General features: G+C 60.6%; 20 protein-coding genes. 8 read left to right on the top strand and 12 right to left on the bottom strand.

Annotated elements, in window-relative coordinates; genetic code table 11:
- Positions 1 to 298 precede the first annotated feature (298 nt).
- The 11 genes from QF629_12595 to QF629_12545 form a co-directional block, all read right to left on the bottom strand.
- Positions 299 to 1,441 carry a uroporphyrinogen decarboxylase family protein gene (locus QF629_12595; protein MDP6014362.1) on the bottom strand — a complete coding sequence of 381 codons (1,143 nt, stop codon included), beginning with the start codon at positions 1,439 to 1,441 and terminating at the stop codon, positions 299 to 301.
- Between the two features lie 10 nt (positions 1,442 to 1,451).
- Positions 1,452 to 2,048: a DUF1638 domain-containing protein gene (locus tag QF629_12590; GenBank protein ID MDP6014361.1), complete on the bottom strand. Its 597-nt coding sequence runs from the start codon at positions 2,046 to 2,048 to the stop codon at positions 1,452 to 1,454.
- A 1-nt stretch (position 2,049) separates the two neighbouring features.
- Positions 2,050 to 3,207: a uroporphyrinogen decarboxylase family protein gene (locus tag QF629_12585; protein ID MDP6014360.1), complete on the bottom strand. Its 1,158-nt coding sequence runs from the start codon at positions 3,205 to 3,207 to the stop codon at positions 2,050 to 2,052.
- A gap of 12 nt (positions 3,208 to 3,219) precedes the next feature.
- The gene (locus QF629_12580) at positions 3,220 to 3,858 is read right to left on the bottom strand and encodes a corrinoid protein (protein ID MDP6014359.1); all 639 of its coding nucleotides are present in this window, start codon (positions 3,856 to 3,858) and stop codon (positions 3,220 to 3,222) included.
- 113 nt (positions 3,859 to 3,971) lie between these two features.
- Entirely contained in the window at positions 3,972 to 4,649 is a 678-nt protein-coding gene (locus QF629_12575) for a hypothetical protein (GenBank protein ID MDP6014358.1), read from the bottom strand.
- 454 nt (positions 4,650 to 5,103) lie between these two features.
- Positions 5,104 to 5,526, bottom strand: coding sequence for a cobalamin-dependent protein (locus QF629_12570; GenBank protein ID MDP6014357.1), 423 nt, complete (start codon positions 5,524 to 5,526; stop codon positions 5,104 to 5,106).
- Positions 5,519 to 7,102 carry an acyl-CoA mutase large subunit family protein gene (locus QF629_12565; GenBank protein ID MDP6014356.1) on the bottom strand — a complete coding sequence of 528 codons (1,584 nt, stop codon included), beginning with the start codon at positions 7,100 to 7,102 and terminating at the stop codon, positions 5,519 to 5,521. Before QF629_12565 ends, QF629_12570 begins: the two co-directional genes overlap by 8 nt.
- Positions 7,099 to 7,917 carry an SDR family NAD(P)-dependent oxidoreductase gene (locus QF629_12560; GenBank protein ID MDP6014355.1) on the bottom strand — a complete coding sequence of 273 codons (819 nt, stop codon included), beginning with the start codon at positions 7,915 to 7,917 and terminating at the stop codon, positions 7,099 to 7,101. The genes QF629_12565 and QF629_12560 overlap by 4 nt, the downstream gene beginning before the upstream one ends.
- Positions 7,918 to 8,185: 268 nt before the next feature.
- Entirely contained in the window at positions 8,186 to 8,563 is a 378-nt protein-coding gene (locus tag QF629_12555) for a hypothetical protein (protein MDP6014354.1), read from the bottom strand.
- An 11-nt stretch (positions 8,564 to 8,574) separates the two neighbouring features.
- The gene (locus QF629_12550) at positions 8,575 to 10,113 is read right to left on the bottom strand and encodes a DHA2 family efflux MFS transporter permease subunit (protein ID MDP6014353.1); all 1,539 of its coding nucleotides are present in this window, start codon (positions 10,111 to 10,113) and stop codon (positions 8,575 to 8,577) included.
- A gap of 3 nt (positions 10,114 to 10,116) precedes the next feature.
- Positions 10,117 to 11,292 (bottom strand): HlyD family secretion protein, encoded by a 1,176-nt coding sequence (locus QF629_12545; protein ID MDP6014352.1) that lies wholly within the window; start codon positions 11,290 to 11,292, stop codon positions 10,117 to 10,119.
- A 390-nt stretch (positions 11,293 to 11,682) separates the two neighbouring features.
- Here QF629_12545 and QF629_12540 point away from each other — a divergent pair, with 390 nt between their 5' ends.
- From QF629_12540 to QF629_12505, 8 genes are all read left to right on the top strand, one after another.
- Positions 11,683 to 12,072 (top strand): hypothetical protein, encoded by a 390-nt coding sequence (locus QF629_12540; GenBank protein MDP6014351.1) that lies wholly within the window; start codon positions 11,683 to 11,685, stop codon positions 12,070 to 12,072.
- 116 nt (positions 12,073 to 12,188) lie between these two features.
- Positions 12,189 to 12,332 carry a hypothetical protein gene (locus QF629_12535; protein MDP6014350.1) on the top strand — a complete coding sequence of 48 codons (144 nt, stop codon included), beginning with the start codon at positions 12,189 to 12,191 and terminating at the stop codon, positions 12,330 to 12,332.
- Entirely contained in the window at positions 12,332 to 12,736 is a 405-nt protein-coding gene (locus tag QF629_12530) for a DUF3568 family protein (GenBank protein MDP6014349.1), read from the top strand. Before QF629_12535 ends, QF629_12530 begins: the two co-directional genes overlap by 1 nt.
- Positions 12,737 to 12,739: 3 nt before the next feature.
- Positions 12,740 to 13,186 (top strand): hypothetical protein, encoded by a 447-nt coding sequence (locus QF629_12525; GenBank protein ID MDP6014348.1) that lies wholly within the window; start codon positions 12,740 to 12,742, stop codon positions 13,184 to 13,186.
- Positions 13,187 to 13,198: 12 nt separating this feature from the next.
- Complete coding sequence (locus QF629_12520) at positions 13,199 to 13,858, top strand: NnrU family protein (protein MDP6014347.1); 660 nt, start codon at positions 13,199 to 13,201, stop codon at positions 13,856 to 13,858.
- A 145-nt stretch (positions 13,859 to 14,003) separates the two neighbouring features.
- Positions 14,004 to 15,083, top strand: a complete 1,080-nt coding sequence (recA, locus tag QF629_12515) for a recombinase RecA (protein ID MDP6014346.1) — start codon at positions 14,004 to 14,006, stop codon at positions 15,081 to 15,083.
- A gap of 114 nt (positions 15,084 to 15,197) precedes the next feature.
- Complete coding sequence (gene alaS, locus QF629_12510) at positions 15,198 to 17,855, top strand: alanine--tRNA ligase (protein ID MDP6014345.1); 2,658 nt, start codon at positions 15,198 to 15,200, stop codon at positions 17,853 to 17,855.
- Positions 17,852 to 18,781, top strand: coding sequence for a rhodanese-like domain-containing protein (locus tag QF629_12505; GenBank protein MDP6014344.1), 930 nt, complete (start codon positions 17,852 to 17,854; stop codon positions 18,779 to 18,781). The genes alaS and QF629_12505 overlap by 4 nt, the downstream gene beginning before the upstream one ends.
- A gap of 140 nt (positions 18,782 to 18,921) precedes the next feature.
- On the opposite strand, the gene QF629_12500 is transcribed toward QF629_12505, so the two are convergent.
- Positions 18,922 to 19,325 (bottom strand): integrase core domain-containing protein (locus tag QF629_12500; GenBank protein ID MDP6014343.1); only part of this gene is annotated, 404 nt, incomplete at its 5' end.

The raw sequence follows: 19,325 nt of genomic DNA, 5'->3' as shown, positions 1-19,325 counted from the left end.
TGAAACTGCAGCGTATCCAAAAAACAATAGTCAGAATCACTCTAGCCACCACAGACGGCAAGAACGCGAACTAATGAAATCCCGCGTATCCACCTTGAAGCCAACAAGTTTCTCCAAGAATGTGTCGCTCACATATTAGCCTGTCCCGTTGGCGTTTCGCCGAGTGATGTCCGGTGATCACCCCCCATAGACTGGTCCATGTTGATTGTTTGTTTTTGATCGACCTCTGATCCATCGGGACAATGGGTTCGGCTGAGAATCAAGGACTTTCGGGTCGGCACCCACGATGGCGTCAAGTCTATTGTGACGTGTATCCACGTGCCTCGTCGAACATGGCAATAATATTCTCGGGCGGCACATCACTTTGTAGATTGTGCACGCTATTGAGCACGTAGCCACCATCGCGCCCCAAGCAATCGATGATATAGCGAACATCAGCGCGCACCTCATCCGGGGTGCCAAAAGGCAGCGCTTTCTGGGTGCTGATAGCACCCCAGAAGGCAATGCGCTCCCCGAAGGCTTCCTTCAAGCCCGCCGGCTCCATGCCCTTTGCTGTAACCTGCACAGGATTGAGCGCATCGACACCGATCTCGATTAGATCCTCAATCAGCGGCGCCACTGCGCCGCAGCTATGGTAGAGCACCTTTGGCGCGCCATATCCCTTGACGGTCTCCAGGATGCGACGCTGATGAGGCTTAATGATGGCACGATAGATTTCGGGATCGAACATGGGCGCCTGTTGCGACGCGAGATCGTCACCCATGAAGACAATGTCGATATTGTCACCTACCGCTTCCAGCGCATTGCTCGCAACGCGCACATACCAATCGGTGAAGATGCCATAGAGGCGCTCGAGAAAAGCTCTGTTCTTATAGAGATCGGTCAGCGACTCGCCAAAGCCGCGCACAAACTGGGCGTTATGGACGATGCCGACGGGCAGGTTGAGAATGATCGCATGATCACTATCGCGCCTGAGCGCCGCGGCGCGCTCGGCCAGGCCACGCGTATAGCCGGGATTGTCCGGATCGGGCCAATCGTACTCCTCAAGCAGGGCGATGTCGGGTTTCTTGATGCCGAAGAAGGGCCCGTCCACATAGATGTAGGGGCCGTCGCCTGACTTACGCCAGGTCACGCCCCATTCGTCGAAATAGGTATCCTCGTCGATTACCTTCTGGTCGCCCTCGTATTGGCCGACGGCAAGATAGCGGGTATCGATATCGAAGCGGTCCTGTACCTCTGGATCGACCACTGCCAGGCGCCGCGTCGGCGAGACATTGGCGGCCTTGGCCGTGGTGCGGATGTCGAGCGCCTCTTTTAGCCGCTCATAGGCCGAATACCAGATCGTGGTGACGAAAGTGCCACCGAAATCGATCGGCACACGGTCCGTGGACTCGTGATTCAATGCGGCAAGTACGCGGTCCCGATGGTTGAAGTCGGTCATGGTTGACCCCTCATGCTTGATATGACTCGAGGAATTCCTGATAGCCGCCATAGCCGGTCGTGCGCGCCTCGAAAGCGAGCCCGAGCGTCTCGGCGGCGGCTTCTGCCTTGGCGCGCAACTCCGGGGTCTCGTTTTGGGTCAGATAGACCACCCTGCGGTACTTACCGAAATAGATATCGCGCAGCTTCGGATGGCGATCCAGTGCGAGACCCTTGATGATCAAGCGATCGAAATGGCGGGCCAAAAAATCGGTCAGAAAGAAGCTACCGGGCTCACTCTTCATCAGCTCGGCATAGGCCTCTGGGCCAGCGAAAACCTCGTAGCAATGGCTGCCACCAATTCGCGGCACGCCTTCTTCGGCAAGCACCTCGTCAAGCTTTCCCCCAGTTCCACAATCGGAGAATAACACCAAGATTTGCTCGAAATCGCCGCGCCCGGCATGGATCAGCCGGCGCACGCCATCGGGAATACGCTCCGGCGAATTGTGGATATGCGCCGGCAGGCATTTCACCTTCATGCTATCCCAGTCGTTATCGCGCAACAGAGCAACGATCTCGCCGGCCAGTGCACCGCAGGTGATCAGCAGGGTACGCGGCGGCTCCGTCACGTCAGGCCGGCACCAGATAGCGATGCGAGAGCCCCGTGTCGTACATGGCGACGATGTTCTCGGGCGGTACCTCTGGCTGGATATTGTGCACCGCGTTGAGCACGTAGCCGCCGCCCTTTCCCAGAACATCGATGACGTGGCGCGTCTCTGTCGCGACCTCTTCGGACGTGCCCTGGGGCAGGGTCTGCTGCGTGTTGATGCCACCCCAAAAAGCCATGCGGTCCCCGAACTCGGCCTTGAGGCGCTCAGGCTCCATGTTCTTTGCCGCCACCTGGACCGGGTTGAGAACATCAACGCCGATATCGATCAGATGCTCAATGAAGAGATAGGCCGAACCGCAGCAGTGGAACAGCGACTTGCCACCGGTCAGGCTCTTGAGGGTCTGAATGATGCGCTCGTGGCGCGGCTTGATGAGCTTGGCATAGGTTACGTTAGGATCGAACATGCAGCCGTTCTGGGTGCCGAGATCCTCGCCGAAGAAGATTACGTCAACATTCTCCGGCCCGGCCTCTCGGATCATAGCCTCGGACGCCTTGATATTGTAGTCGACCAGGCGGTCCATGAGATAACACGCGGCCTCGGGCGCTTTGAACAGGTCCATCAGGAAGGATTCCATGCCGCGCAGTCCGTAGGCCCTGTGGATCACCTGGTCAGGCACGTTGAAGACCAAGCAGTAGTCACCTTGCACCTTGTAGCTCGCGACACGCTCCTTGATGCCTTCGACCATCAGTGGGTCCTCGGGGTCCGGCCATTCCATCTCGTCGATGCGGTCGATGGTCAGCTTGCCGCCACAAAGCGGGCCGTCCTTGTATAGGAAATGCTTGTCAGCAGTGCCGACTGTGCTTTTGAAGGTGACGCCGAAATGGTCGATATAGGTGAGCTCATCAACCCAGCGGCCTGCGCCGCCGCGGCGTCCGCGCGCCATGATCGGACGGGTGTCAACACCGAACTTCTCAAGCACCGTCTCGTCGGGCTGGGCAAGCTGGTTGAGCTTCGACATGAGCACGCTCTCGTGCTCGAGGCCAAGATGCGCCTTGAGGGCATCATAGGCATCGATAGTGATGCCCGTGGCACCGGCCGCCGCGAGATCGATGGCAACCCGATCCGGCTCCTCGTGATTGATCGCGGCGAGAACGCGTTCTCTGTGGGTCCAGGCCATTGCCTTTTCTCCCTACGCCGTGACCAAGTTGCGCGCGCGCTCGACCGCTGCCGGCGCGCTCTCACCATAGCCGTCTGCGCCGATCCGCGTCGCAAAATCATTGTTGATTGGGGGCCCGCCGACCATGACCTTGACATTGAGGTTGCGTGACGTGTTGGCTTCCGCGATGGTCGCGACTGCGCTCTCGATCTCTGGCATGGAGGTAGTCAGGAGGCCGGATATCGCCACCAAGTCCGCCTCGTTTTCCTGGGCCGCGTTAATGAACGTCGCGGCATCGATATCGACACCGAGGTCAACGACCTGAAAGCCGGCGCCTTCGAGCAACATCCCCACGAGGTTCTTGCCGATGTCATGCAGGTCGCCCTTGACCGTGCCAATGACTACCGTGCCGACCGGCTTGGCGCCGGTCTCGGCCAGCAACGGGCGCAGAATATCCATGCCCGCCTGCACCGCCTGCGCAGCCATTAGCATCTCGGGCACAAACAAGGTTCCCTCGCTAAAACGAGCGCCGATATCATCGAGCGCGGCTATCATGCCATCATCAAGGATGACCCTCAGGTCAGTGTTAGCTTCGAGCTCTGCGTTCACCAACTCGGGCACCGCCTCGTCGTCGTAGTCCAGGACCGCTTCGTAGATTTCAGCAACTGACACGTCTGTCACCTATGACTTGATTGACCGGGAATCACGATAAGATCCAAAATTGTGCGCTCCATGCCTGCCATTCCCGTCCAGACAGGCGTCAGGGGCAATAACCCATGTCCATATTAAGGGCAAGGACGCAGGACGCGCAGGAAATTCTCCATGTGAAATTGCGCCTGGGCCGGCTCGTAGCGTGCGCCACGCCCGATCGGACAAACACGACGCGCCCGGCAACCCAGCGAAAGGCAGTCGCCGTGTCTATTCTCCGAGATATAGACGGCGCAAGCGGGAGAATCGTAGCCGTCCTCGCTGAACGCCGAGACCGGACAGATACTGAGGCAGGGCTGCTCCGGGCAGGCCTCACAAGGGTTCGGCCGCTCATCCGCCGGCGGCAGGTCGAGACGTTCAGCGAAAGCCAAACCGCCGCGGAAGGCGTGCCACAGGCCATGGTCGGGGTGGATCAGGATGCCGAGAGGCGAGCTATAACAAGGCCCGGCGCGGCAGGCCCAACGCTGAAATGGCAGTGGCGGCTTGCTGAACGGGAAAATAGCCGTTGCACCGTACCGTTCGGCGACTCGACCCACCACCTGATCCGACCAGCCATCGAGGCCGCCGACAGGTGCGCCCGTTGCCGCAACAAAAGCATGCCACATCTCAGGCCCAACATTGCCTGCCAGCACCAAGGTTCCGGTCGGCTGTCCCGGCGCGAAATCCGGCACGCCATCGCTCACCTCCGGGTGAAAAGCGCCGCGTAGAGCTAATCCGGCGTCTTGCAACGCCTGCTCAATATCAGTCAGTAACATGGTACCATCATATCTCCTGTTTTGGCGCTTGTCGCCTTAGCGGATGGTCGAAGGCGAGCTTGAACAAGGCATCGCGCGCTACGCTGCGTCGGCGGCGTCCGAGCCAGTCGTGAGAGTAAGGGCGCACAGCGACACTAGGCCGTAATAGGCGGCGATCACCTTCTCGCGCGGATCGCGAGCCCTTAGACCAGTTCGACGGCCGACTCGTCGTCTTGGTTGGTCAGTTCGCCTACGAGTCTCTCGAGCGTCATAGCATGCGCGAGATGCTCGACGCGGGCCTGAGCGGTTGGAGACGCTCCATCATGACGGCGACGCACCGCTAGGCCACGCTAGCGCTCGACAAGCAGCGTGATCGAGCAAAAACACGGCCTTTTCCTCATCTCCCGCATAAACGAGGCCTGCCTCATCTTCGCCGACAGCAGGGAGCACAGGCATTCGGCCACTTCCTCATCGGTCATTGCGTTTTCCCTCCTTCCGGCATCACGAGCCGGCGGATCTCGGCAACGATCTCCGAGGCACTCTCTCTCGGACCGAAGGCGGCAGCAATGCCTTGCGCTAGCATCCCCGCCTTGTCGCTCTGCGTCACCACCGAGCCACCGACGACGACAGGAATGCATGCACCTGCCTCCGTCAGTTCGGTAAAAATATCGTCCAGGTAATGCAGATATTCCCAGGAATGGGCGCTGATACCGATCACGTCCACATCTTCCTGCACGGCGCTTGTCACAACTCCCGCGGGCAGATTGAAGCGGCCACTGTAGATCACTTCCATGCCAGCATCGCGCAGCAGCGCCGAGATCGCCAGCGCACCAACCTCATGCTGATCGGTGCCGAGGATAGCAATCAGAATCTTGATCGGACGTGCGATATTAACCATCCAATGGCGAAGGCAGCCCCGCCAACGGATCATAAGCCTGGCCATAGGCCTGACGCAACACGCCAGCAGTTTCGCCAACTGTTGCATCGGCAGTCAAAGCGGCGATATAGGACACCATGAGGTTGCAGCTCTCGTCGCGCGCAGCATCGTGCAGCGCACCGAGCGCCTGCTTAACGCGGTTCTGATCACGACTGCACTTAAAATCACGAATGCGATCAATCTGCTCGTGGCAAGGCTCGATCTTGCGCTCCGCTGCATCCTTTAGCATGCGATCCTCATCCTCAGGAACCGTGTGACAAGTATCACCCACACGCTGCAAAGTACCGTCGGCAAGATCGCGACCGAGACGCTCCATGGCGTTGACGAAGATGCGCCGAAAATAGCCTTGCTCGGCAAGCTCGGCGATATCACCCGCGGCCTCTATCCGTACGACCTCGGCGGCAATGCGCCGCTCCATCTCATCGGTGAGTGCCTCAACGTAGTAGGAGCCACCGAGGGGATCCGCCACCTTGGTAACATTGGTCTCCAACTGCACGATCTGCTGTGTGCGCAGGCCCACCAGATGCGCTTCTTCGCTGGGCGTTCGGTAGGCCTCGTCGAAAGTCGAGACCTCCATCGCCTGGACGCCAGCCAACGCCATTGCCAACGCCTGCATACCGCCGCGCGCAACATTGTTGACCGGTTGCTGCGCTGTCATGGTTAGGCCTGAGGTATGCGCCGTCACGGTCAACGCCATGGAGCGCGCATCACGGGCACCGAACTCCTCCTTCATCATGCGTGCATAGAGGCGGCGGCTAGCGCGGATCTTGGCGATCTCCTCGAACAGGTCCATGCGACAGGTCAGTAAGATGCCGATGCGCGGCGCGAAGGCATCGACATCAATGCCGCGCTCGATCAATGCGCGGATATAAAAGCGCAACTCGACGAAGCCAAGCGCCATCTCCTCGACCGACTCGAGCCCACTCTCACTGAAATAGTAGGTGTCCTCGAGCAAGGCGTGGAACTTGGGCATCTTCTCCGTGGCGAAGGCGATCGAGTCGGTGGCCAGGCGCGTGCGCAGAGCGAGCGGAAGATGGCGAGAATAGCAGCAATCGTCCTCGTACAAAGCAACCTGGATGGCTGAGCCGCGCAGCTTCTCCGCCGCCACGCCGCGCGCCGTAGCGACCAGATAGAGCCCGCCGATTGCCGCCACCGATGGCAGCGATTGCGAAAAGCTCAAGCTGTCGAGCGGCAGGTCGCGATAGAGCATCTCATAGTCAGCGCGGCAGCACAACGAGACGCCCTGGGTACCGACCGCATGCTCGGCGTGGGGATGGTCTGGGTCGAGCATGGCCATGGTCGGCGAGTCGCCGATCACGTCGAGCCCCTGCTGGCCCTTTGCAATGAGCGATTTGAACTGGGCGTTGGAGCACTCGGCAGTACCCTCGCCCGACAACTCACGCAAGATCCACGACTGGCCAGGGCGCGGCAGACGCTTGCCGCGTGTATAAGGATAGCTGCCGGGTGCCTCACCCTCACCCTCAGGCGCATAGAAGGGCTCGAGCGGAATGCCGGAATAACTGGTCAGATCGCTCATAGCTCGCTCTCCTCGAATGCCTTGGCAAAGGCCTCAGCGCGGGCTTTCAGCTCGCTGCGGCTACCAAGCGTTAGGGTGCAAAGCCGTGCGCCGCCGTCTATATCGATCTCCGCACCGCTGAGATAGCCGGCCTCTTTCGAGGCCAAAAAGGCGACGAGGTGCGCCACCTCCTCGACCTTGCCGAGGCGCCTCGCGGGCGCACCGGCAATGACGCTATCGCGGATCTCCCGCGGCATAGCTTGCACGTTCTCGGTCTCAATCACCCCCGGCAGCACGGCGTTACAGGTGATGCCGTGGCGAGCATATTCCAGCGTCACCGTGTGGGTCAGACTGAGCAGACCTGCCTTGGAGGCGCCGTAGCCGGCCTGGTAATGCAAGCCCCCACGCGCCGCCACTGACGATATGTTGACGATGCGCCCCCAGCCGGCCTCAACCATGGCCCCGATCAGCGCCCGAATGAGATGAAACGGCCCGCCGAGATTGACCGCCAGCTCGCGCTCCCAGGCCTCACTGGTCATCCGGCCGACCGGAGCTATGTTCTTCACCAGCCCAGCATTGTTGACGAGAATAGCGATTGGCCCGATCGCGCCTACCAGCTTGCCTACCGCCACGGTGACGCCCTTGCCGTCACTGACATCGACCAACGCTGTCGCGGCCTTGACACCCAGGCCACGCGCGGCCTCGGCGGTCGCCGCGACATCCTCGGAGACATCCATCAGCGCTAGATCGGCCCCGTCCTGCGCCAAGCGCAAGGCGATAGCGCGACCGATGCCCCGCGCCGCCCCCGTCACCAATGCCGTCCTGCCCTCTACCATCGTCACTCCCAACGGCTACCACGGCGGAAGGTTAGAAATGTGCCAGACCGCCCCCAACACTTTAACCGAGGTTATGGGAATTATCCGCACTGCTTCGCTATGCAGAGTGGTTTATGCGCTCAACTCGGCTCGTCAGAAATGGCAAGATCGGCTTCCCGAAGGGCCTTGATGAAGTCGCGTACAACGTCGTCCGAGAAAATATAGGCCCTCAGAGATTGCAAGTCTTATTTGGAAATTCAGGGTAGTTGCGTAACAGCTCTTCCGGTTGTTAGTTGGCTTCAATCATCCGACGGAGCTCCGCGTGGCCGGCTGCTAGAGACACGTTCATCCACAAGAAATTCGGCATCTGCATCTTGAGGCATTCCGCAACGACGCCCTCCTCATAGAGTATCATCAGCGGCACGGAGGGAATCGGCTCGGTCATAGAGTAGAAGTGCAGAGTGGTGTTCTGGATCCACGGCGCACCACTGTGTACCTCCCGGATACCAACCCCGTCGAGATAGGCAATCTCGCCACGGCGAGCCACCGGCGTTACGACGCTCGGCAGTTTTTCGACATCGACATGGCGGCTCGTCCATGCACGTATCCGCGAAAGCCATTTCGCCCTAAAACCCAACGATTTTCGCTTTTGAACCGCTTGCAACATTGTCGTCTTGCTCAGTGGTCCACTTGTGCCGTCCGTGGCAGGCGAAACAAGAAAACCAAAGGAATAGCCGCCAGGGCAACGATTGTCATTAGCTTAAAATCATTGAGATAGGCAATCGTCGCAGCTTGGCGCGTTATTTCGGCGTTGAGTGCACCGAGTCCTGCAGCGCTGTCGAGCGACCAAGCCTCCGGCAAATAGGGGGCCTGGGTCATCAGAGAATACGGCGTCACGCCGCCGACCAGCTCCGCATGGTTGATTTGGGTGTAGTGGGTTACTAACGCAACGACGATACTGACCGACACACTGGCCCCGACATTGCGCGCAAGGTTGAAGATGCCGGCAGCCTCGGTGCGGAAATGCTCCGGCAACGTGGTGTAAGTGACGACGTTGAGCGCGACGTAATAGGCGCCGAGCCCAATTCCCTGCACCACCCCAGTCCAGAGCACGGCCCACATGTCAACTTCGGCGTTGAAGCCGGTCATCTCCCAGGCCGAGACGGCGATGAGCAGCAGCGATACAATGAGAATCACACGAACATCTACCCGGTGGCTGAGCCGGCCGACTAGGAACATCCCAACCATAGCGCCGGCGCCGCGCGGCGCCAGCACATGGCCGACCGTGATCACGGGATAACCCATCACCGATTGTAGGAAGGTCGGCAACAACGCCAGCGCCGGCAGTAGTAGCGCTCCAAAAACGAAGATCTGCATGATGCCGGCAACAAAATTGCGGTCAGCGAAGATATGGGGATCGAGGAACGGTTTGCGCGAGGTGGTCAGGCTGTGGGCAACAAACATGTAGAAGGCCATACCGGCGACGGAAGCCTCGATAATGATTTCGAGCGCCTCGAACCAGTCCTTGAGTTCGCCACGGTCGAGCATGAGTTGGAAGCCGCCCACCGCGAGCCCCAGCAGAGTGAAGCCGAACCAATCGAAGCGCCGCTCACGGTCGCGCGTCGTCTCGCTGACGAAAAGCAGGATGCCCGCCAACGCCAGCAGACCGAAGGGTAGATTGACGAAGAAAACCCAGCGCCAAGAATAATACTCGGTGAGGTAGCCGCCCAGCGTTGGCCCGAGGATCGGCCCGATCATCGTGCCGATGCCCCAGATAGCCATGGCCTGGCCGTGTTGGGCGCGGGGATAGTTGTCGAGCATCAGCGCCTGCGCCAGGGGCACCAGGAAGGCGCCGAAGGCACCCTGCAGAATGCGGTAGATAACAATCTCCTGCAGCGAATCGGCAATGCCGCAAAGCATGGACGTGACCGTGAAGCCGGTCACCGCCACCACCAGCAGACGCTTGCGTCCAAAGCGCCTGGCTAGAAAGCCGGTCGGCGGCATCATAATAGCCGAGGTGACAATATAGGAGGTGATCACCCAGGCGATCTGGTCTTGGGTGGTCGACAGCGAACCCTGCATGTTGGGCAGGGCGACGTTGGCAATCGTCATGTCGAGCGCCTGCATGATCGTCGCCATCATCACCGAGATCGTGATAAAGCGCCGACGCCAGCCTGAGGCCGGCACGAACGACCCGCTCGCCGTGACGTCCGTCATGAATTATTCGAGACCGAGCCCTTCGAAGCTCGGAAGCCAGGCGAGCGCCCGCAACACGATCTCGGGCGTCGGCCGCTCGTAGCCAGTATCGATGCTGATCACGGCGCTCATGCCGACGCGCAGCGGCGGGTCCGCTGGATCTCGATCGATGCGCAAGCGCACCGGCACGCGCTGCACCACCTTGACCCAGTTACCGGTAGCGTTCTGCGACGGCAGCACGGCAAACTCGGCCCCCGTGGCAGGGCTAAAGCTCGCCACGCGCGCCTGCCAGAGGTGGTCGGGATAGGCATCGACGCGCACCGTCGCGGGCTGGCCCTCGCGCACATGGGTCAGCTGGCTTTCCTTAAGATTGGCCTCGAACCAGAGGTCGGCTGTCTCGACCAGGCTGATCATCGGTCGACCCGGATCGACGATGGTGCCGGGGCGCAGATCGACGCGGCCGATAATGCCGTCCGCCGGCGCTTGGACCACCGTGTTGTTGAGATCGAGAATGTCCTGATCACGCTTGGTGCGCGCCGCGATGAAGCGGGCAAAGCTCTCGTCGGGTGTCTGTGGATTACCGCCGAGCCTCGCCGAGATCTCGCCCAGCTCGCGCTCCCTGACGGTCACCGATTGCAGGGCAATGTCAAGGGCGTGGCGTGCCTCGTCGACTTTCACCGCTGCCGCCACGTTGCGCTCTGCAAGCTGCTGCTGCCGGCGGTATTCCTGCTCAAGATAGGCCGCACGCGTTTCGGCCAGCACCACCTCCTCATGCGCCTGCCAATATTTAGCGCGCAGCACCGCGATCTCGGTGCGCACCATATTGAGCTGTGCCTCGGACTGCGCCAGCTTGATGCGGTAGGGCTGATCGTCGAGGCGGAACAACAGGTCGCCGGCAGCCACCACCTGATTGCTGCTCACCAGAACCTCAATGACCTTGCCCGGCACCTCGGCGCCGATCGCCACCTTGTCGGCGCGAATATAGGCATTGTCGGTCTCGACGTAGCGGCCGCCGAGCACCCAGTAATGCCCCCCGACCCAGGCGCCGGCCACGGGTACGGCGACAAGCAAAAGGAAGCGCAGCAGCGCCCGCCCCCATTGCCGCCGCGGTTTGGGCGGGGGCGCTTGTGCGGCGGGCAAGGGCGTGACTGGTGCGGCGGTCTGCCCGACCGTCGTCTCGCCGATGGCCGGATTAGCCATGACGCCCTTCGCCTCTGCTCACGCGCTGTCGCACTTCTTTTCGCCTCCCGGTTCGACCACTTGCATCAATCCTTACGTCCAACGTGTAAAAATAGTGTAATTTGAAAGGGTAATAATCGAAATTTGAGCTGATACCATCTAAGCCTTATTTGTACGCGCGTCGCGCCAATACCGGACAGGCTCGTTCCAAATCTACAATTTTGTCAGCGTTATGACACGCTTGGGTTCTGCATTACAGAATCGAACGCAAGCCTGAACAGGAATACGGCCAACGCCGAATCTATCGGCAATCGGCCGAGGGTCTAAGCATTTCTGCTGGCCATTCTGGCTAGCGTTTCCGCCCTCTTACCCTACAGGCTAGAGTTTCTGCCACTTCTGTTCGCCTCTGCCTTGGCGCTAACGACCATCGCCGCCTTCCTCAACAGCCGCGTTCACACCATCGCCACTATATTCGTCTGCCTATTCGTGCTAGCTGCCCTGCCTGCCATGCATGGCGTCGACCACCCGCATTTCGAGATTCGCGACGCGCCGACGGACGATCCCTACAACCGCTGGCAGCGCGACGCTATCCACTCGCTCACCGTTCTGCCTCACGCTGACGCCAGCTGCCGTCCATACTTCCGAGCGGTCAATGGCAACGATCCCGACCCGCTTGGCTACCACGCCGATCATCATGCCAGCCCGGCAAAGGCTCCTTCTTCTCGGTCTATGACAGCAATGGCAGCAGCAGCAGTGGTGAGGGAGGCGGTGGCAAAGGCAATCCAAAAAAGGATACTTTAAGAGTAAGTTGCCTCGCAAACGACGCTTGGCTAGGATCGATCACACTTGCTAGAGGAGATTCTCGATGGGCTGCATTCTCTCGTACACGTGCTCTCGGGCTTTTGGATGCGCGCCTCATGCACCGTGAATACAATCAGGCTCCCGATACGCCTTTCACCGTCAGCAAGGGGGATCTGCTGATCAACGGTGGGGACGACCACGCCATGCTCGAGGGTCTGACCTTTCTCTCCGAAGGCCCTTTCCGGACCAAGGTTCGCTGATGCGTGTGCGTTCCTCCATAGTTGCCCTGGTAGCCGCGCTGTCGCTCAGCGGGTGTGCTGCGGTGGCGCTTACGGCCGGCAGCATCGGGGCGGGCGCTGGCGTCAACCATACCCTCAGCGGAATCTCTTACAAAACCTTCAACGATGATATCAAGACCCTGCGCATCGCAACCCTGATCACGCTCGAGCAAATGGCTATGGAAGTGACTGATGATGATGCCACAGACGGGGGTTGGAAGATTATTGCGATCGCCGCCCACCGCGAGATCAACATCGACCTCGAGCGGCTGACGAAACGCGCGACGCGCATGCGCGTCGTAGCCAACGAAGGTAATATATTTTTCAAGGACAGCGCCACCGCAACGGAGATAATCCTGCTTACGGCGGAAAACCTGGGAGGCTAAACCATGACCCGAAAAATGCCGTTTCTGGGTCTGGTCTGTACCGCCTGCATCGCGCTCGGCGCCCAGGCAGAGGAAACAGAATCCTCCATTTTTGACACGCTTGCCGAGAGCAATCAACGCATCGCCCAGGCCTTGTTCGATTCGCAAGGCGACAGCGAGACCAAGCTGACGCTGGACCAAATCGCAGAGTTAAAGGCCGAAGGCTTGGGCTGGACCGAAATTTTCAGGACGCTGCGGAGCGACGGCAGCATCCCCGGTGGTTCAAGCAATCTGGGCCGGGTAAGGAGCGGTCACTACCAACCGCCCGCAATCCAGCCCGGCAGCCCCGCGGTGGCGATCGTCAAGAGCAAGTTGGCGCAGCCCGTCGTGATCACCACAGGGGCCGGTGGCCGTATCGTCACGGGCGGCAGCAACGGCCACAGCGACATCAAGGGACGGAAGGCCCCCTAGCACGAACCGGCTATGCTGCAGCTATGCGCCGCCCTGGCTGTCTTCGTCGGCGGCCATATCCTGATTTCTGGAACCGGTCTGCGACAACGTGCGACCGATGCCATTGGTGAGATCGCCTATCTCGTGCTGTTTACGCTATTCGCAGTCGGCAGCATGCTATGGGTGAGCTTGAGCTTCCGTGCCGCACCGTGGCAAGAGGTATGGTTGCCGCCCCTCGGCCTGCGCTGGCTGAGCGTGACCTTCATCGCCATCGCATTATGGCTGCTGGTCGATGGCCTAGTAGCCCGTCTGCGCGCCCGTCCCACGCTGCCACCGCCCATCGCCGCCTATGCCGTCACGCGGCAACCGATCATGGTCGCAATCGTGCTGTGGGCCGGCGCTCATATGCTGGTGCGCGGCGACGCCGCGACCGTGCTGCTGTTCGGCGGTTTCGCGGTACTCGGCATAGCCGGTGCACTGTCCCAGGACCGCAAAGCCCGCGCCTACCACAACGAAGCCTGGCCCGCTTACGCGGCCGCGACGTCGCTCGCTCCCCTGGTGGCCCTCATCAGTGGTCGTGCCCGTCTCAGCCCCGGGGATATCGGCTGGTGGCCGGGAATCGTCAGCCTGACCCTTTTGCTCGCTATGCTTTGGCTGCATCCACTAATATTCGGACTCAGGCCCTTGCCTTGAAAAATTGATGCGAACATTGCTAGAACATAACAGATATTCCCTTTCTTTAATATAGAGTTACGAATTTTCTTGGCGTATAAGAACAAATCATGTACACGTGACCCGTTGAACGGTTATCTGGGTTATGAAATAAGAGGGTCAGGCGATGTCGAATCCAACCTTGAGGGTCGTCGAGAAGGACTCGATGGATAAACAGAAAGCCTTGGACGCGGCGCTGTCGCAGATCGAACGGGCCTTCGGCAAAGGCTCGGTGATGAAGCTCGGCAATAGTGACGCCGTGGTCGAGACTGAGGCAATCTCAACCGGCTCTCTGGGACTCGATATAGGACTCGGCATCGGTGGCCTGCCGCGTGGCCGGGTGGTCGAGATCTACGGCCCCGAAAGCTCTGGCAAGACCACGCTGGCTTTACATGTCATAGCCGAAGCTCAAGCCGGAGGTGGCACCTGCGCTTTCATCGACGCGGAGCACGCGCTCGATCCCGTCTATGCGCGCAAGCTCGGCGTCGATATCGACGAGCTGCTGATCTCCCAGCCCGATGCCGGCGAGCAAGCGCTGGAGATCGCCGACACTCTGGTGCGCTCCGGTGCCATCGACGTGCTGGTGGTGGACAGCGTCGCGGCTTTGACGCCCCGTGCCGAGCTTGAGGGCGAGATGGGCGATTCCCATGTCGGTCTGCAGGCGCGCCTGATGAGCCAAGCGCTGCGCAAGCTTACCGGCTCCATCGCACGCTCGCGCACCATGGTCATCTTCATCAACCAGATCCGCATGAAGATCGGCGTCATGTATGGCAGCCCCGAGACCACCACCGGCGGTAACGCGCTCAAGTTCTATGCCTCAGTGCGCCTCGACATCCGCCGCATCGGCGCCATCAAGGACCGCGACGAGGTGGTCGGCAACCAGACCCGCGTCAAGGTCGTGAAGAACAAGGTGGCGCCGCCTTTCAAAGTCGTCGAATTCGACATCATGTATGGCGAGGGCATCTCCAAGATGGGCGAGTTGATCGATCTCGGCGTCAAAGCCGGCGTGGTCGAGAAGGCGGGCTCCTGGTACTCCTATGATAGCCAGCGCATCGGTCAAGGCCGCGAGAATGCCAAGCAGTTCCTACACGACACGCCCGAGGTGGCGATGCAGATCGAGCAGACCATACGCCAGGCTGCAGGCCTGATTGCCGAGAACCTCGACGGCCAGCCCCTCGATGATAAAGAGGCCGCCGAAAGCGCCTAACGGTCGGCCCGAGCCGGAGCGCAAGATGAGACGCCCCAGCGCCTTCGCCCAGCTCCTGGACAGAGCCCGCCCTGCCCGCTAAAAGCGACCCACCTTCGGGGAGCAAGAAGAGCGATGGCGAGCGTCAGCACCAACGATATCCGCAAAGCCTTTCTCGACTATTTTGCCGCTAATGATCACGAGATCGTGGCGTCAGGACCGCTGGTGCCACACAACGACCCGACCCTGCTCTTCACCAATGCCGGCATGGTGCAGTTCAAGAACGCCTTCACAGGCGTCGAGCATCGCGACTACAGCCGCGCCACCACGAGCCAGAAATGCGTGCGTGCCGGCGGCAAGCATAATGACCTCAACAATGTCGGCTTCACTGCCCGCCACCACACCTTCTTCGAGATGATGGGAAATTTTTCGTTCGGCGACTATTTCAAAGATCTCGCCATCGAGCTGGCCTGGAACTTGGTGACGCGCGACTATGGCCTCGACAAGGATCGCCTCTGGGCCACAGTCTACCACACTGACGATGAGGCCTACGACATTTGGCGCAAGGTCTCGGGCCTGCCGGAAGGGCGTATCATCCGCATCCCCACCTCCGATAACTTTTGGGCTATGGGCGATACCGGCCCCTGCGGCCCCTGCTCTGAAATTTTTTACGACCACGGCCCTGGCATAGCCGGCGGCCCACCCGGCTCGGCGGACCAGGACGGCGACCGTTACGTGGAGATCTGGAACCTCGTCTTCATGCAATACGAACAGCGCACGATAAACGAGCGCATCGATCTGCCACGCCCCTCCATCGACACCGGCATGGGGCTCGAGCGCATCGCTGCTGTCATGCAGAACAAGCATGACAATTACGACACCGACCTGTTCGCAACCTTGATTAACGCCATCGCCGATTGTGCCCACAGCGACCCGGCGGGAGAGCACGGCGCCTCCCACCGCGTGATCGCCGATCACCTGCGCGCCTCCTGTTTTTTACTGGCCGATGGCGTCATGCCGTCGAACGAGGGTCGCGGCTACGTGCTCAGGCGGATTATGCGTCGGGCCATGCGCCATGCCCACCTCATGGGCATCCGCGAGCCACTTATGTGGCAACTGGTACCGACTCTGGTCGGCGAAATGGGACAGGCCTTTCCCGAGCTTTGTCGCGCCGAATCCTTAATCGGGGAGACCCTCAAGCTCGAGGAGACACGTTTCCGCGAAACCCTGGAGCGGGGCTTAGGCCTGCTAGCCAAGGAAACAGATAAGCTTAGGGAAGACGAGCCGCTTCCCGGCGAGATCGCCTTCAAGCTTTACGATACCTACGGCTTTCCCCTCGACTTGACCGAGGATGCGCTGCGTGCCGAGGGCCGCAGCGTCGCGCAATCCGGTTTCGATGCCGCCATGGCGCGCCAGCGCGAGACTGCCCGCGCCACCTGGAAGGGTTCCGGCGAGGCAGCTACCGAAGAGGTCTGGTTCACGCTTCGCGATGAGGTCGGCACCAGCGAGTTCCTCGGTTACGAAGCGCACCGTGCTGACGCCGCCGTCACCGCGATCGTCGTCGACGGCCAAGCAACCGATAGAGCTTTAGAGGGCCAAACCGTTAGCCTACTCGCAAACCAGACACCTTTCTATGGTGAGTCTGGTGGCCAGGTTGGTGATCGCGGTACCCTCCGAGGGACCGGCGGCCTCGAAGTGCGCCTCGACGACACCCAGCGTAAGCTTGACGACATGGTGATCCACCAGGGCGTGGTCATCACGGGCAGCCTGCGCAAAGGCGATGAGGTGACACTGACCATCGACGAAAACCGCCGGGCTGCCCTACAGCGGAATCATTCGGCAACCCATCTGTTGCACGCAGCACTGCGTAACCACCTCGGCGACCATGTGACGCAAAAGGGCTCTCTCGTAGCACCCGAGCGGCTACGCTTCGATATCAGCCATCCCAAAGGGATGAGCGCCGAGGAGCAGGCAGCAGTCGAGGTCGAGGTCAACCGTCAGGTGCTGGCAAACACCACCGTCACGATGCTCGTCACTAGCCCTGAGCAGGCGGTCGAGGCCGGTGCGCTGGCTTTGTTCGGTGAGAAATACGGTGAGCGCGTGCGCGTCGTGACCATGGGCAGTGACAGCAAGCCGTTCTCGGTCGAGCTGTGCGGCGGCACCCATGTCGGGCGCACGGGCGACATAGGGCTGTTCAAAATCATCAGCGAAGGCGCAGTCGCGGCTGGCATCCGCCGCATCGAGGCGCTGACCGGCGAAGGCGCCCTAGCCTACGTCAATCGGCAGGAGCAAGCCCTGCGCGATGCCACAGGCGCGCTCAAGATCGCACCCGCGGAACTTGCAGAGCGTATCGCCGGGCTGCTCGACGAACGTAAGCGCCTGGAGCGCGAGCTGGCCAACGCCCGCCGCGCCCTGGCCACTAGCGGTGGCGGGAGCGGCGCCGCCGGTATCAAGGACGTGGCCGGCATCTCGCTCGTCGCCCGTCAGCTTGAAGGCGTGCCCGCCAAGGACCTGCGCGGCATGGCCGACTCCATGAAAAAGGAGCTCAGCAGCGGTGTGGTCGCGGTGGTCGCCGTGGCGGACGGCAAGGCCGCAGTCGTGGTCGGCGTGACGGACGATCTCACCGATCGCCTGGATGCGGTCTCGCTGGTGCGCGCAGCGTCAGAGGCGCTTGGCGGCAGGGGCGGCGGCGGCCGAGCTGATCTCGCCCAGGCGGGCGGGCCGGACGCCTCGGCCGCCCCAGCCGCCCTTGCCGCTATCGAGGCCGCCATGGCCAGCGCCGCGGGCCAGTGAACAGAGCGTACTTTTGCGCCGTGCGGCTTTGGCTTGCCGGCCTGATTCTTGCTTTCCCTGCCGCCGGGCTTGCCGCGCCGGCCCCGCCGATTGTCGATGTGACCTGGCTGCAACAGCATCTTTGCAGCAGCAGCATCGTTGTGCTTGATCTGCGCCGCTCTGTGCGCAATTTTGCCGCCCAGCATGTGCCGTGTAGCGTGCACAGTGACTACTATGGCGGCGGCTGGCGCGCGAGCCGCGATGGTGTCGAGAACATGGTGCCCCCCGTGGCGCACTTAGAGGCGCTGATCGGCGGCCTGGGCATCGGCAACGACAACCACGTAGTGCTGGTAACAGCTGCCGTCGATATGTTCTCAGCCGCCGAGCTAGCGCGGGTCTACTTCATCTTTCGTTATCTCGGCCACGGGGCGGTCTCGATCCTAGACGGGGGTATGGACGCCTGGACCGCTGAGTGGGACAACGACGTCGAAGTAGGCGAAGCCGAGCCCGTGCCAATCGTCTTCAGCGCCCGGCCGCGATCTGACATGGTAGCAAGCAAAGCTGAGGTACACGCGGCCATGGCAAGCGGAAAAACTCTAGTTGATATGCGAAATAACGACCATTACCTCGGCATCAATTCGACCCACGTCGTAGTGCGTTCCGGCACCATCCCCGGCGCCGCCAACTTGCCCATGACTTGGCTAACCGTGAATGAGGGCCTACGCTTTCGCGCGCCGACGCAATTGCGCATGCTTTGGACCCTTGCCGGCCTTAATCCAGAGAGTCCGCAAATCCTGTTCTGCAACTCAGGCCTCGAAAGCGCCGTCGGCTGGCTCGCCCTCGGCGCCCAGCTGGGCAATAGCGCGGTCAAGCTCTACGATGGCTCTCTCGCCGAATGGTCCGCCGACCCCAGCCTGCCGATGACGGCGGCGGTCGCTCTCGACTAAATTCATCGTCACCGTGGTGTCGAGCATACTTGTCTCCTATTTGCAGAACAAATCGCGCATTGAGATTGTCCGTCGTCAGGGATTTCTGGACAGATTGCAGCTTAACCTAAGCTAGGAATTGGCTCATCTGTTTGTTCATTTTAAGCGGCTTGCTTTCGGTGCTGCAAGCGTCGTTGGTTGATTGTTTTTTCCTTGATCCTTTCTCTTTGTTGGAGGATTTGATCCCCGCGTCCGAAGTAGACGTCAGCCGGGGTGAGATTTTGTAAGCTCTCATGGTATCTGTGATGATTGTAGTGGCTGATGAACCTGCCAATCTGGCCCTTTAGATCACCGGGCAAGAAGTAGTTTCCCAGAAGGATGCGGTTCTTCAAGGTCTGATGCCACCGCTCGATCTTGCCTTGGGTCTGGGGATGGTATGGAGCCCCACGAACATGATCCATGCCGTTGTCATCGAGCCATTCGGCCAGTTCAGTTGCGATGTAACTGGACCCATTGTCAGATAGCAATCGCGGTCGATGTCGAACGTTGACCTGATCGCATCCAG

It is taken from the genome of Alphaproteobacteria bacterium (genome assembly GCA_030739735.1).
Lineage (GTDB): Bacteria > Pseudomonadota > Alphaproteobacteria > UBA7887 > UBA7887 > UBA7887.
This window is presented reverse-complemented; position numbering and strand designations above follow the sequence as displayed.

Bases quoted from the DNA above. Each gene is read 5' to 3' on its own strand.
- QF629_12595 (MDP6014362.1), bottom strand. From the start codon at position 1,441: ATGACCGACTTCAACCATCGGGACCGCGTACTTGCCGCATTGAATCAC.
- QF629_12585 (MDP6014360.1), bottom strand. From the start codon at position 3,207: ATGGCCTGGACCCACAGAGAACGCGTTCTCGCCGCGATCAATCACGAG.
- QF629_12575 (MDP6014358.1), bottom strand. From the start codon at position 4,649: ATGTTACTGACTGATATTGAGCAGGCGTTGCAAGACGCCGGATTAGCT.
- QF629_12570 (MDP6014357.1), bottom strand. From the start codon at position 5,526: ATGGTTAATATCGCACGTCCGATCAAGATTCTGATTGCTATCCTCGGC.
- QF629_12565 (MDP6014356.1), bottom strand. From the start codon at position 7,102: ATGAGCGATCTGACCAGTTATTCCGGCATTCCGCTCGAGCCCTTCTAT.
- QF629_12560 (MDP6014355.1), bottom strand. From the start codon at position 7,917: ATGGTAGAGGGCAGGACGGCATTGGTGACGGGGGCGGCGCGGGGCATC.
- QF629_12555 (MDP6014354.1), bottom strand. From the start codon at position 8,563: ATGTTGCAAGCGGTTCAAAAGCGAAAATCGTTGGGTTTTAGGGCGAAA.
- QF629_12550 (MDP6014353.1), bottom strand. From the start codon at position 10,113: ATGACGGACGTCACGGCGAGCGGGTCGTTCGTGCCGGCCTCAGGCTGG.
- QF629_12545 (MDP6014352.1), bottom strand. From the start codon at position 11,292: ATGGCTAATCCGGCCATCGGCGAGACGACGGTCGGGCAGACCGCCGCA.
- QF629_12535 (MDP6014350.1), top strand. From the start codon at position 12,189: ATGCACCGTGAATACAATCAGGCTCCCGATACGCCTTTCACCGTCAGC.
- QF629_12530 (MDP6014349.1), top strand. From the start codon at position 12,332: ATGCGTGTGCGTTCCTCCATAGTTGCCCTGGTAGCCGCGCTGTCGCTC.
- QF629_12525 (MDP6014348.1), top strand. From the start codon at position 12,740: ATGACCCGAAAAATGCCGTTTCTGGGTCTGGTCTGTACCGCCTGCATC.
- QF629_12520 (MDP6014347.1), top strand. From the start codon at position 13,199: ATGCTGCAGCTATGCGCCGCCCTGGCTGTCTTCGTCGGCGGCCATATC.
- recA (MDP6014346.1), top strand. From the start codon at position 14,004: ATGTCGAATCCAACCTTGAGGGTCGTCGAGAAGGACTCGATGGATAAA.
- alaS (MDP6014345.1), top strand. From the start codon at position 15,198: ATGGCGAGCGTCAGCACCAACGATATCCGCAAAGCCTTTCTCGACTAT.